Below are 12,514 nucleotides of genomic sequence, written 5' to 3' on the forward strand. Positions count from 1 at the left end.
GGATGGTCACCGCCACGATCACCGCGCTTCGCAAATTGCCCAGGAACAACCACTGGATCACGAAGATCAGGATCATGCCTTCCAGCATGTTGTGCAGCACGGTGTGGGTGGTCACCGCGATCAGATCCGAGCGGTCGTAGATCTTCTCGATGTGCACGCCGGGGGGCAACACGTCGGTGGTGTTGATCTTCTGGACCTCGGCCTCCACCGCCTTGATCGTGGGCATGGACTTCTCGCCGCGGTGCATCAGCACGATGCCCTCGACCACGTCGTTGTCGGCGTCCTGGCCGGCGATGCCGAGGCGGGGCAGGTGGCCGACCTCGACCTTGGCCACGTCGCCGATAGTCACCGGCGCGCCGTTGGGCGCGGCGATCAAGGTGTGGCGCACCTGGTCCATGGAGTGGATCAGTCCCACGCCGCGCACGATGGCCGCCTGGGGTCCGATGTTCAGGGTCTGGCCGCCGACATTGACGTTGGCGTTGTTCAGCGCCGCGATAACCTGGCTCAGCGACACGCCGTAGGCCAGCAGGCGCGAACGGTCGATATCGACCTCGTAGGCCTTGGTCTTGCCGCCCCAGCCGGTGACGTCGACCACGCCCGGCACGGCCTTGAAGCGGCGTTGCAGCACCCAGTCCTGCAAGGTTTTCAGGTCGGTGACGGAATAGCCGGGCGGTCCGACGACGCGATAACGGTAGATCTCCCCGATGGGGCTCTCGGGCGAGATCAGCGGTTGGGCGTTGTTGGGTAGCTGGCCTAGCTGGGTCAGCCGGTTGATCACCCGCTGCTCGGCCTCGTCATAGGAGAAGTCGTAGGAGAACTGCACCTTCACGTCGGACAGGCCGAACAGCGAGATGGTGCGCACACTGGTGACATGCGGGATGCCGGCGAGCTGGATCTCGATCGGGATGGTGATGTAGCGCTCGATCTCCTCCGCCGACTGGCCGCTGTTCTGGGTGACGATCTCGACTAGGGGCGGGACCGGGTCGGGATAGGCCTCGATGTTCAACTTCAGGAAGGCGGCGATGCCGGCGGCGAACAGCACGGCCATGAACACGAGCATCAGCCCGCTGTGGCGCAGCGCGAAGGTGACGACCCGGTTCATCGGAGATCAGTCGCCCTTGGCCGCGCGGTCGATGAAGATGGCGCCGGAACTGGCGACCCGGTCGCCGGCGTTCAGGCCCGCGAGTACCTCGACCTGACCGTTCGCCGTGCGTCCGGCCTTGATTGGGCGCAACGCCAGGGTCCGATCCTGGCGCACCACCCAGACCCTGGCGGTGTCGCCCTCGAAGATCACCGCCGACGCCGGCGCCCCCAGCGCTTGCTCGGACGGTCCCGCGCCCAGCGCGAAGTCCGCGAACATCTCGGGCTTCAGCAGGCCGCCGGGATTGGCCAGGGTGGCGCGGACCGGCAGCCGTCGGGTGGCCGGGTCCAGCGTCGCGCCCACGAAGTCGATGCGGGCATGGAAGCTGCGATCGGGCAGGCCCGCCACCCGCACCTCGATCGGTTGGCCCACGTGGATGCGCGCGGCGTCCTCCTCGCGCACATTGGCCGTCAGCCAGACCTTGGACAGGTCGCTGACGGTGAAGATCGGCGTGGTCGCGCCGTTCGAGGTGGCGTTCAGATACTGGCCCGGGCCGACCTGGCGCTGGATCACCACGCCGGCGATCGGCGAGCGGAGGGCGGCAAGACCGTTGGAATTGATCTCGCCCTGGCTCACGACGCCCACGTCCAGCACTTTCAGCCGGTCACGCACGACCGCCAGGGCCGCGATATCGCTCTTCACCGCGCCCTGGGCGGCGGCGAGGTCGCTTTCGGATTGCTGCACGTCGCGCTGGGCGGCGCCGCTGAGTTTGAACAGGGCCTGCTGGCGCGTCGCGTTGGCGGAGGCGACCTGGAGCTGGGCCTTCGCGGTCGTCAGCGCAGCTTCGGCGGCGGTCAGGTCGTTGCGCGCCTGCGCCACCTCGGAGGCCTGGGCGGTCAGCATCACCTGCCTCTTCGCCACCCGGTCGCCCGCGCGGACGACCACCGAGATCACCCGACCGGAAAAGGGCGGGGTGATCTGCACGGTGGCGTCGTCGTCCACCGCGATCTTGCCGTCGGTGGAGACCTGGTCCGCGAAGCTCATCGCTCGGATCGGCGCAAAGGTCAGGGTGCGCCACTGCTCGGGGGTGGGCTTGAAGGTTCCCGGCGGGGGTTGCGGCGGCGCGACGTCCGGCTTGGCGGCGGCGGCGCGCAACGCCCAGGGGATCGTCACCAGCGCGAGGATCAGGACTGCTGCGAGTGCGATCAGCAAGCCGACCTGAGCCGGCGTCGACAACCGTCGCCGAGGCGGCGTCAACGAGGGCGTCTGGCTCAAGGTCGCGCTCCAGCAGGAATGGCGCGCGACCGCTGCTGGATGATTGCGGCAGCTATTTGTCCTGAGGCCAATCTAGCCAGCCATGCGCCGTTCGGCCGCTAAGCTAAGCTGTTAGGTCGCCTGCTGGGCAACGGATGCCTGTCGGACTCACTCGCCGGCTGTAAGCTCTGCGCGGCGGTCGAAGCGATGGGGGGCGATCATGGCGTCCCCGGCGTCCGTACTGAAGCGGAGCTGGCCAGCCTGGATGCGAACGCGCAGGCCACGATACCTCACCAGGTAGTGGAGTCCGACAATCGCCGCGGCGAAGCCCGAGGCGGCTCCGACGACCAGGGCCCAGCGTGGTCCAAACCTGTCGGCGATCCATCCGACCAGCGGTGCGCCAAGCGGCGTGCCGCCCAAGGCGATGGCGAGCAGGATCGCCATCACGCGTCCCCGCATCGCGGGCTCGGTGGCGAGTTGCACCGTGCTGATCGCGGTGGTGGTGAAGGTTTGCGCGGACACGCCGATGACGATCAGCGCCAGGCCGAACAGCCAGTAGTTGGGCATGACCGCGGCCAGTGTGAAGCCGAAGCCGAATACGGCTGCGGCGGCGAACAGGAGCGCGATGTGCGGCTTGGCGCGTCTGGCCGACAACAGGGCGCCGGCGACCGAGCCGATGGCCATGATCGAGGTCAGGAGCCCATACTGGCTGGCGCCCGCATGGAAGGCGGTGACGGACATGGTCGAGATGAAGATCGGAAAATTGACCCCGAAGGTGCCGATCAGAAACAGCATGAACAGGATGGCCTTCAGGTCCGGTCGCTTCCAGACGTAGCGGAATCCTTCAACGGAGCTGCCTCGGGTTCGAACGGCCTTGTCCTTCCGATGAAGCTCGCCGCCGCGAAGCAGGCCCAACGAGCAGAGCACCGCGACGAAGGACACAGCGTTGATCAGGAACACCCACCCCGTGCCGACCGAGGCGATCAACAGGCCGGCGACGGCTGGACCGATCATCCTGGCCGCGTTGAACGATGTGGAGTTCAGCGCCACGGCGTTCGACAGGTTCGCCTCCCCAACCAGGTCGGAGACGAATGTCTGGCGCGCGGGCGCATCGAAGGCGGTGACGCAGCCCAGCAGGAACGCGAACACGTAGACGTGCCACAACTGGACCAGGCCCGTGACGGTGAGCAGGCCCAGCCCAAGGGCCAGGGCCCCCATCGCCGCCTGCGTCGCGATCAGCAGCTTTCGCCGGTCGAGGTGATCCGCCGCGAAACCGGTCAGCGGCAGCAGCAGCAGCTGGGGTCCGAACTGGAGCGCCATGACCACGCCCATATCCGTTGCATTCTTATGGGTCAGCTGGGTGAGCACCAGCCAGTCCTGGGCGGTGCGCTGCATCCAGGTGCCCACATTGGATACGATGGCCCCGCCGGCCCAGACCCGGTAGTTGAAGCCGTGCAGCGAACGGAAGGCGCCGGCCGGACGATCGCTCATGTCTCGCCAGGCGAATTGCCGCCGTTGAACCGGCCAAACATGCGCGCCGTCATGATCCCGATAAGTAGAGCGCCCAATCCGGAGGCGACGACATCTTCAGTGGATCGGAGCTCGAAGGTTCCGACCCGGCATATAAGACCATACCCGACCGCCAGGTTCAGAAAACCCCAAAGTACATTTACCGTCGAGGAAGAAAGGCCCTGACCGGGCGGCTTCGCAAACGGGCTTTGGAAGGGCCGTCCCATCAAGCCGCTGACCAGGTGTGGAGTGGCGTTGACGAGAAAGGCCCCGCCGAAGAAGTAGGATATGTCGTGAAGCCAGTTCATCGTCGGCGCCTCATGCTCGGCTGCTGTCGAGCAGATCGATGATCTCCCGAGTCGTGCCGGTTTCACCCAGTTTCGGGAAGATGCGGGTGACGCTGTTGGTGTGGGCGTCGAGGTTCATGTCGGTCATGGCGTCGACGGCGAGGGTGACGTTGAAGCCGAGTTCGTAGGCCTGGCGAGCGGTCGACTCGACCCCGGCGCTGGACGAGACCCCGGCGATCACGACCTGGGTCACGCCCAACCTCTTCAGGTGTGCTTCCAAATCGGTGTTGGTGAATGCGCCCCAGGTCCGCTTGGTCACCACATGCTCCTGGGGCTGCTGGTTCAGCTCCGGGATGATGTCGGTCCAGCCGACCGGAAATTCGGCGGGGGGACGCGCTCGCTCCGTCCGACCCGGCGCGCCTCCGTCGACGTTGACGAGCACGACCGGCAAGCCTTGGCGCCGGAATGCGTCCGCCAGGGCGGCGGCCCGTTTCACGACTTCGTCGATGGGATGGACGGTCGGGTAGGCGACGATGCCCTTTTGCAGGTCGATGACGACCAGGGCGGTCTTCGGATCGAGGGTGGTCAAGGCCACGGGTGAATGCCTTTCGGGTTTCGGGGGATCACGTCTCGACGAGGCGTTTGAGCAGTTCGACGGCGGTCGCGAGGGTTTCCTGTTCACCCGGCGCCAGCTTGGTTTGGATGGCCCAGAACAGCCAGTCCTCCCGCGCCGTCCGGCTGGTCTTGATCATTTCCCGGCAAGGGGGGGTGAGGGACAGAAGGGTCTGGCGCCCATCGGCGGGGTCCGGCGCGCCGCTGATCAGCCCTGCCTGCTCCAGGACGGAGATGGTGGCGCCCATGGATTGCGGGCGCACGCCTTCGGCCCGCGCCAGGGTCGTCACCGTGGCCGATCCCTCGCGCTCCAGATGGACGAGCACCGCCTTCTGGGACCAGGTCAGGTCGCCGGGATTCGTCTGGTCGCGGAGCCGGCGGCTCAATTTCCCGAGCTGGACACGAAGGTCCACAGCCAAGGCCAAGGCGCGCGCCGCATCGAGATCGCCCTGGGGATCGTTCATTGCCGCAGTCTAGCAGGTAGGAAGGAAAACTACAAAGCTAACCTTCATATCGTGGCGATAGAAACGAACGCGGCGCCCCGGCGCTAACTGCTGAACCTCGGATTGTTCAGATCGCGGCGAGGCCGAAAGCCTGGACCAGCAGCACGAAATTGAGCGCCAGCACGATGAAGGCGCCCAGGATCGCGACAGCGTTCGTCAACAAGCTGTTCGCAAATTCACCCATGATGTCCCGGCGCGATGTGAACAGGACCAGCGTCACCATCGGCACGGGCAGGATAAACGAGAGGACCACCTGGCTCAGGATCAACGCCCGGGTCCCGTCGAAGCCGATGGCCACCACCGCGAACGCCGGCAGCATGACCACGCCGCGCCGCACCCAGATCGGGACGCGGACGCCCATGAAGCCCTGCATGATCATCTGACCCGCCATGGTGCCGACCACCGAACTGGAGACGCCGGAGGCGATCAACGCGCATAGGAAGACGCCAGCGGCTCCAGCGCCCAGGAGCGGCGTCAGGATACGATAGGCGGTTTCGAGTTCCGTCACCCCGCTGTGCCGGGCGTGAAAGGCCGAGGACGCCATCATCACCATCGACATGTTGATCATGCCCGCAAAGGCCAGGGCGACGACGACCTCCCGGTTCGAAAAGCGCAGAAGGGAGCGGCGCTCCCGTGCACTGCGTGCTGGGGCCCTGTTCTGGGTCAGGCCAGAATGGAGATACAGGGCGTGGGGCATGACTGTGGCCCCGACGATGCCGATGGCTATGGTCAGCGCCCCCGCCCCAGGCAGGGACGGGACGATCGCGTGCAGCCCCGCATCCTTCCAGGCGATGGGGGAGATGGCCAGTTCGACCAGGAAGCAAAGTCCGATCGCCGCGACCAGCGCGCCGACGATGAGTTCCATGACGCGATAGCCGCGCTTCTCGAACAGCAGCACGCCGTAGGTGACCGTCGCCGTCACCGTCATTCCGGCTAGCAGCGGAATCCTGAACAGCAGGGCGAGGCCGATGGCGCCGCCGACGAACTCGGCCAGATCGGTCGCCATGGCCGCGATCTCGCTGGCGGCCCAAAGGCCGTATACGGCCCACCGCGGAAACTGCGCGCGGCAGACCTCGGCGAGGTTGCGGCCCGTGACGATGCCGAGTTTCGCGGAAAGTCCCTGGAACAGCATGGCGATCAGGTTCGCCAGCACCACCACCCAGAGCAGGGCGTAGCCGTAGTGGGCGCCCGCCTGGATGTTGGTCGCGAAGTTTCCCGGGTCCATGTAGGCGACCGACGCGACCACCGCCGGCCCGGCGAACAGCAGGCTGGAGCGCACGCCCCGTTTACGGCCGGCGAGGACATCTCGGATGGCCGCCGTCGTCCGATCGGTGACGGGAAGGGCGCTGAGATCGGCTATTTCGCTCACAGCCCTCCGCCGCCTTCCGCGTCAGATCGTGGATTCGGCCACGGTGCGACCCGACGATGAGGCCGCGCCGCGTTCACCGCTCGCGAACGCGTGGGCCCCGCGGGCGCTCAGCCATCCCATCAGGCCGAAGAGCGCTGCCGATGAAGCGATTACGAGGCTGAACACGCCCAGGATGTCATAGAGAGGCCAGCGCCGCCTGAGGAGTTCGCCGAGCAGGAGTGGGCCGAAGATGGACCCGCCCTTGCCCACCCCCATCGCCCAGCCAAGGCCCGTGGAGCGCATGAAGGTCGGATAGAAGCCGCCCGCGTGGGCGTTGGCGCCGTGCTGACCGCCAGCCACGCAGAACCCGGCGACGAAGATCGTCGCGGTCAGGGGGAGGAACTTCACGCCCACAAGGCCGATCGAAACCGTGCTCACCGCCGCGACGAAAAGCACGAGCACCAGGACGCGGTAGGGATTGGCGCTGTCGATGAAGCGTCCGACGCCCACGGCTCCGCAGATGCCGCCGATACTGAAGACGGAGACTATGGCGGCGGCGTTGGCGATGCTCAGCCCCATGCCGTGGACCAGGGTCGGTAGCCACGGGATGAGGGTGTAGAGCGCCGCATTGTTGCAGAGGAAGGCCAGCCACATGACCACGGTCAGCGGGCCACGCCCTTCGGTGAACAGATGCTTCACCGGAAGCCCTGTCCGATGCATTTCCGATATGGAAAACACCGTGGAGGCGTCGAGGACCAGGTCGGGCGCCATGCGCCGGACGATCTTCTCGGCGGCGCGCCTTGATCGCTTGCGGATGATCAGAAACCGCAGGGACTCGGGCAGGAACCCTACCAGTACAAGCACGAGCGCGAGGGGCGCCAAGCCGCCGATATAGAAGACCGCTCTCCAGCCGAAGTGCGGCAAGACCTGCGAGGCGATCAGGCCGGCCAGCGTGGCCCCGACCGAAACCCCGGCGCCCACCGTGGTCATCATGGTGATGCGATGGGAGCGCGGCCCGTACTCGCCGGACAGGGCGATCGCGTTGGGCAGGGCGCCGCCGACGCCGAACCCCGTCAGGAAGCGCAGCAGGACCAGAGTGTCGATGGAGTTGGCGAAGATGGTGAGAAAGGAAAACAGCCCGAACAGCACCGTCGAAATGATCAGTATGGTCTTGCGGCCCCAACGATCCGCCGCCGTTCCCATCGCCAAGGCGCCGATGAGCAGGCCCGCGAAGCCGGCGCTGAAGACGGAACCGAAGGCGGCACGGCCCACGTGCCATGTGCGCGCCATGCCGCTGATGACGAAGCCGACGATCTGGGCGTCGTACCCATCCAGCAGCGCCGCCGAAAAGCAAAGGATCAGGACAGTCCACTGGAAGGGGCCGAATCTTTGTTTCTCGATCAGTCCTTGCACGTCAATGTCTGCTATCGCCGACACCTTTCCTCCCGCTGTGTTATTATTTCTATTTTATCGCAACGCTCTGCAAGGCTTCCCGTTCTGACCCGTGACGCCAGCCGCCGACAACGGGCGGGCGGTCAGTACATCAGATTTTTCCGAATGGTCGGTTCGAGATTGAAGATCCGGGCGGCGTTCAGGCCGAGGATGTTGCGCTTGGCTTGCTCGCTCAGATAGGGCAGGTCGTAGATCATCTGAGGGAGGTCGAAATCGAAATGCGGCCAGTCTGAAGCAAACAATAGCTGCGTCTCTGCATTTATCATTTCAAGTGTATTCTGGAGCGCCTTGGGGTGGGTCGTTTCCATGGGTTGGGTGGTATACCAACAGTTGTCGCGCATATATTCGCTGGGCAGGCGCTTCAGTTGCGGCGCTTCCGATTGGCGCATCAGGTACTGGTCGTCCAGGCGCTGCATCATGAACGGAACCCAGGCGAGACCGCTCTCCACCCAGATCGGCTTCAGCTTGGGGAAGCGCTCCGGGATGCCATTCAGGATCCAGTTGGTCATGTGGACCATGTTGCACCACACGAAACCGAGCGCATGCATGCCGATGAAGCGGTTGACTGTGGCCAGAGACGGGTCATGCCAATGATAACCGGCATGGAACGCCAGAGGTTTTCCGGTCTCTTCGATCATGGAATACAGCCGCATATAGTCGTTGTGATGCACCGGCTTGTAGCGTGTGCTCGGAACACAGAAACCGATCACACCCTTCTTGTCGGCGAATTCCGCCACCGTACGCTCGGCTTCCTTCGGTGTGTTGAACGGAAGGCAAAGCAGGGTCTTGATGCGGTCGTCCTCGGAAAGGATGCGGTCGATCAGCCAGCGATTATAGGCGCGGGTGAGCCAGACCTCCATTTCAGGTTGCGGATGCATGCCCAGGAACAGCATCGGCGTCGGGAATATGACCATGTTGTCGACGCCGATGGAGTCCATCGCTCGCCGGGTCAGTTCAACGTCGCGGTGCACGCCGGTGTCGGGGATTTTTTCCCTGCGCTCGTCCTGATGGGGGATGCGTCCACCGACCGAAGTATAGCGAAGACCCAGATCGCCGTTCAGTCCGTAAGGCGGTGCGCCTGTACGTTCCGAATGGAAACGCATGGCGTTGTCGCGGATGACGGGGTCCTCGATATATTTAACCACTTCGTGCCAGGAAATACTTTCGACATGGTGCGCGTCCACATCGCAGATGAACCAATCGGCCAATCCCCGCTTCAAGGCGTTCTTGCGCGCGTGGGCGAGCACATCGCGCGTATCGGTAAGGCCGTCGATAATTTGTATTGGAGCGGGATTGGCGTCGAACTTCGTTTGGATGTTCATCGTTGGTCTCCGAACTATATTATGTCTGAATCGGGGCGACGGCGATACCAGAGCGCCAGCTCCATTGGCCCCAGGCGCATGGCGCGAAGCAGCTCCGAGACGGCCGAAAGCAGTTCTGTCGGGCAGAGTTCGCTGTCGCGTTCGCCGGCGACGGGGCTGAACGTGCGCTCCTCGCCATCGGTCTTGGCGACGTAGAGGCGGATGGCGGCGGTCATGATCTGGGCGACCGACTGGTCCGACACCCGCGCCGCCTCGCCGTCGGTGAGCAGTTCACGCGAGGCGCTCAGAAGCTGGGGCGCAGCCTCATCGATCCAGGCGTAGCGATCGTTCCTGCGGTCGTGATCAGAGGCGAACATAGACCTGCCCCTCGCGCACAAAGACGTCCGCCGGGCGTAGTCTCACACGAGCATTTCCAGGGTGAGAGCCGGTCTTGATGCTGAATTCATAGCCGTGCCACGGGCAGACAATGTGCTTTTGACTGTCGTCGTATTGTTGTCCTCGCGTACAGCCCTCAGCGTCGGCGATCTCCAGCACCCGGCTCATCACCCGGCCTGTGCACACCGGGCCGCCTTGGTGCGGACAGAGATTGTGCCACCCATAGAATTCGCCATCGAGCTTGAAGATGCCGATCTCTTTGTCGTCGCAGGCGACGATACGCCGTTCATCATCGGCGAATATGTCGGCTGGGCCTACCTTGTATTCAGGCATTATCTGAACCTTCCATCCCTATAAGATTATCTACTTTGGAAGTGCAATTTCCTTCCATTCTCCCGTCGGGCGCGCATTCGGAATTCATTGGTCGCGCATGGCGATCCACGAAATGAGCGCGCTCATTTTCTCCACGATTGACACGCCGCCATGATGTCGTCAAGGGAGATCGAACCCGACGATCCGCAAAGCTCCCGTTGGCGATGACGCAAATGATATTCCAGATGGGAGCCGCAGTTGTCCGGCCGTCGTGAGAACAACAAGGTCGAACGGCGAGAACGTATCCGCTGCGCCACGCTCGATATTCTGGCGGAGAAGGGGTTCGAGGCTGCGACAACTCGCGAAATAGCGCGTCGAGCGGGGGTCGCTGCCGGGACTATATTTCTTTATGCTGAAAACAAGGTCGACTTGTTTTTGATGAGCTTGAATGATGAGTTGGATCGGCTTAACGACGCCGCCTTCGCCGGCCTGGAAGGCGACCAACCGCTCATCGAGCAGATCATCGTCTTCCTAAGGCCTCGCTATGAATTCTGGAGCCGGCACCCTGACCTCTACCGGGCGTCGACGGGCGACAGGGCGGCCTATTCCGTTGTCGAAACCAGTCAGGCGCTGGCGCCTGGCATCGGCCGCCGCGCCCATGCCCAGCAGAGGTTGGGCGAAATCCTTCGGCGAGGTTCGGCAAACGAGGAGGTGCGACCCGAACTCGATATCGATGGGCTCGCCAGGATAATACTCGACGTCTATCTGACCGAACTCAGGTTTTGGCTGAGCGCAGATTCTCGAGATATCGAGGACGGCCTTCAGAAGCTCCGGTACCTCTTGAACATGATCGTCGCCTCGATAGTCGAGGGGCGTTCAGCCTAACCCAGCGCCCGACCGGCTGGCGTGCGCCATCAACGCCGCCTTGGCTCCGGCGATGTTGGTCAGGCGCATCTCGGCGTATTTGCGCGACAGCACCACGCCCGAGGCGCCGGCTTCCAGGGCGGAAGCGGTGGCGGCTTGGACGTCTTCGGGACGGGTGCGCTTTTCGTCCAGCGCGGTCGGGATGTCGATGTCGATACCCGGATAGATCGGGATGGCGCCTTCGACATCGGCCACGGCGCGCCGGGTCTCCACCCCGACCGAGGCCCCCGACAGCCCGGCGGTCGGCAACTGCGCGAGCGTCGGCTCGCCGGACAGGCCCATCATCCGGTAGTGCATGTCGAGCACCTGCTCGGGCGTGGAGTCGCGGAAGATGGTCGACTGGACGTTGCGGATATACTGCGCCAGCCGTGGGCCGGCGCAGTTGTTGTAGGGCGACGGCTTGAGGAAGTCGGCGATGTGGGCCAGGCGGGCGTAGTCGGTGTCGGCGCTGTAGAAGGGGCTCATCGTCACCAGGTGCATGATGTGCCACCCGACCTGGAGTTTGGGCTTGATCGCCTTGGCGGTCCCATAGATCAGGCCGTACGCCTCTTCCTGGCTGGAGTACCAGAACCGCTCCCACGCCAGCAGTTCGGGATAGTTCAGCAGCACCCGCCACAGCGACACGAAGGTCCCGTCCGCCACCCGTGGACCGGCCAGGGTCTGGGTGACCCACCGGTCCAGCGCGAAGAAGCCCTCCTTGGCGCGCGGGCCGTCGATGCCCAGGTCGCGCGCCTTGCTCATGCAGTGCCCGCAGAAGCAGCCGATGGTGGACCGCTTTGCCTGCACCGAACCGAAATGCGCGCCGAGCATGTTGTTGAGCGGGCCCTGGCGCTCGGACTCCCACATCAGCCCGTCGATGTCGTTGCTGGTCACCCAGTCCGACACCATCGAGGCCAGGAAGCTGCGCGCATCGGGGTTGTTGAAACAGGTGGTGCGGCCGGTGCGGCCGTACAGGTCGACCTCGGCGATCTTGCCGAAGTTGGGGATCAACTTGGGGTTATAGTTCTCCTCGAACAGGGCGTAGGTCTGCATCCCCTTGGCCTTGGCGCGAGGGATGACGTCGGCGAGGATGTCGAACGATCCCAGGTCCGGCGCGCGGATGTCCTTGATCACCGAGCCGGCGTAGAACTCTGGATGCACCGCCGCATAGCTGCCGCCGTGGATGGTGTCGTAGGCCTGCACGCCGTGATCGGGCAGGGGCTCGTCGCTGGATTGGCGGCCGGCCAGCCCGGTTCCGTAGGTGAACACCGCCGCCATCACCACGTTGACGCCGCCGGTCTCGTGCAGGGTGTCCAGGCAGTGGTCCACCCCCTCGTCTACGAAGGAGCGTGCGCCGACCTGTAGGGCGACGAAGGGGTCTCGAGATGCGGGGCTCGAACCGTCTCGATGGGGGACAGGCGCTGGGGTCGCCCGGGCCGCCGTCGCGGCCAAGGCGGGCGCGGCGACCAAGCCCTGGAGCAGGTTGCGCCGCGACGTGTCCGTGGCTGATTCGTTCACGCCCGCCATCACCGCTCCCCGTTCATCGTATACGGTAT

General features: G+C 64.6%; 13 protein-coding genes. 1 reads left to right on the forward strand and 12 read right to left on the reverse strand.

Annotation, left to right across the window (positions count from 1 at the left end; translation table 11 throughout):
• The 11 genes from GSQ87_RS00235 to GSQ87_RS00285 all read right to left on the reverse strand — a co-directional run.
• The coding region (locus GSQ87_RS00235; protein ID WP_174241384.1) for an efflux RND transporter permease subunit at nt 1-1,102 on the reverse strand (1,102 nt) is incomplete at its 3' end.
• Nucleotides 1,103-1,108: 6 nt separating this feature from the next.
• Nucleotides 1,109-2,356: an efflux RND transporter periplasmic adaptor subunit gene (locus GSQ87_RS00240; protein WP_158912560.1), complete on the reverse strand. Its 1,248-nt coding sequence runs from the start codon at nt 2,354-2,356 to the stop codon at nt 1,109-1,111.
• Between the two features lie 147 nt (nt 2,357-2,503).
• On the reverse strand, nt 2,504-3,826 hold the full coding sequence (locus GSQ87_RS00245) for an MFS transporter (RefSeq protein ID WP_158912561.1): 1,323 nt from the start codon (nt 3,824-3,826) through the stop codon (nt 2,504-2,506).
• Nucleotides 3,823-4,152, reverse strand: a complete 330-nt coding sequence (locus GSQ87_RS00250) for a hypothetical protein (protein ID WP_158912562.1) — start codon at nt 4,150-4,152, stop codon at nt 3,823-3,825. The genes GSQ87_RS00245 and GSQ87_RS00250 overlap by 4 nt, the downstream gene beginning before the upstream one ends.
• Before the next feature lie 10 nt (nt 4,153-4,162).
• Nucleotides 4,163-4,726, reverse strand: a complete 564-nt coding sequence (locus GSQ87_RS00255) for an isochorismatase family protein (RefSeq protein WP_158912563.1) — start codon at nt 4,724-4,726, stop codon at nt 4,163-4,165.
• A gap of 28 nt (nt 4,727-4,754) precedes the next feature.
• Nucleotides 4,755-5,207, reverse strand: a complete 453-nt coding sequence (locus GSQ87_RS00260; protein ID WP_158912564.1) for a MarR family winged helix-turn-helix transcriptional regulator — start codon at nt 5,205-5,207, stop codon at nt 4,755-4,757.
• Nucleotides 5,208-5,313: 106 nt separating this feature from the next.
• Complete coding sequence (locus tag GSQ87_RS00265) at nt 5,314-6,615, reverse strand: Nramp family divalent metal transporter (RefSeq protein WP_158912565.1); 1,302 nt, start codon at nt 6,613-6,615, stop codon at nt 5,314-5,316.
• Between the two features lie 21 nt (nt 6,616-6,636).
• On the reverse strand, nt 6,637-8,031 hold the full coding sequence (locus tag GSQ87_RS00270) for an MFS transporter (protein ID WP_158912566.1): 1,395 nt from the start codon (nt 8,029-8,031) through the stop codon (nt 6,637-6,639).
• A 98-nt stretch (nt 8,032-8,129) separates the two neighbouring features.
• Entirely contained in the window at nt 8,130-9,368 is a 1,239-nt protein-coding gene (locus GSQ87_RS00275) for an amidohydrolase family protein (RefSeq protein ID WP_158912567.1), read from the reverse strand.
• Between the two features lie 14 nt (nt 9,369-9,382).
• Nucleotides 9,383-9,724: a hypothetical protein gene (locus tag GSQ87_RS00280; protein ID WP_158912568.1), complete on the reverse strand. Its 342-nt coding sequence runs from the start codon at nt 9,722-9,724 to the stop codon at nt 9,383-9,385.
• Complete coding sequence (locus GSQ87_RS00285; RefSeq protein WP_158912569.1) at nt 9,711-10,076, reverse strand: Rieske 2Fe-2S domain-containing protein; 366 nt, start codon at nt 10,074-10,076, stop codon at nt 9,711-9,713. The genes GSQ87_RS00280 and GSQ87_RS00285 overlap by 14 nt, the downstream gene beginning before the upstream one ends.
• 237 nt (nt 10,077-10,313) lie before the next feature.
• Between GSQ87_RS00285 and GSQ87_RS00290 the strand changes: the two genes are divergently transcribed.
• Nucleotides 10,314-10,940: a TetR/AcrR family transcriptional regulator gene (locus tag GSQ87_RS00290; RefSeq protein ID WP_158912570.1), complete on the forward strand. Its 627-nt coding sequence runs from the start codon at nt 10,314-10,316 to the stop codon at nt 10,938-10,940.
• Here GSQ87_RS00290 and GSQ87_RS00295 read toward each other — a convergent pair.
• Nucleotides 10,932-12,476, reverse strand: coding sequence for a hypothetical protein (locus GSQ87_RS00295; protein WP_216838855.1), 1,545 nt, complete (start codon nt 12,474-12,476; stop codon nt 10,932-10,934). The genes GSQ87_RS00290 and GSQ87_RS00295 overlap by 9 nt on opposite strands.
• Between the last annotated feature and the right edge of the window lie 38 nt (nt 12,477-12,514).

This window comes from Caulobacter sp. S45, assembly GCF_009765965.1.
Lineage (GTDB): Bacteria > Pseudomonadota > Alphaproteobacteria > Caulobacterales > Caulobacteraceae > CAHJWH01.

Excerpts from the sequence above, each read along its gene's own strand:
- GSQ87_RS00260 (WP_158912564.1), bottom strand. The coding sequence starts at position 5,207 with ATGAACGATCCCCAGGGCGATCTCGATGCGGCGCGCGCCTTGGCCTTG.
- GSQ87_RS00280 (WP_158912568.1), bottom strand. The coding sequence starts at position 9,724 with ATGTTCGCCTCTGATCACGACCGCAGGAACGATCGCTACGCCTGGATC.
- GSQ87_RS00275 (WP_158912567.1), bottom strand. The coding sequence starts at position 9,368 with ATGAACATCCAAACGAAGTTCGACGCCAATCCCGCTCCAATACAAATT.
- GSQ87_RS00245 (WP_158912561.1), bottom strand. The coding sequence starts at position 3,826 with ATGAGCGATCGTCCGGCCGGCGCCTTCCGTTCGCTGCACGGCTTCAAC.
- GSQ87_RS00250 (WP_158912562.1), bottom strand. The coding sequence starts at position 4,152 with ATGAACTGGCTTCACGACATATCCTACTTCTTCGGCGGGGCCTTTCTC.
- GSQ87_RS00285 (WP_158912569.1), bottom strand. The coding sequence starts at position 10,076 with ATGCCTGAATACAAGGTAGGCCCAGCCGACATATTCGCCGATGATGAA.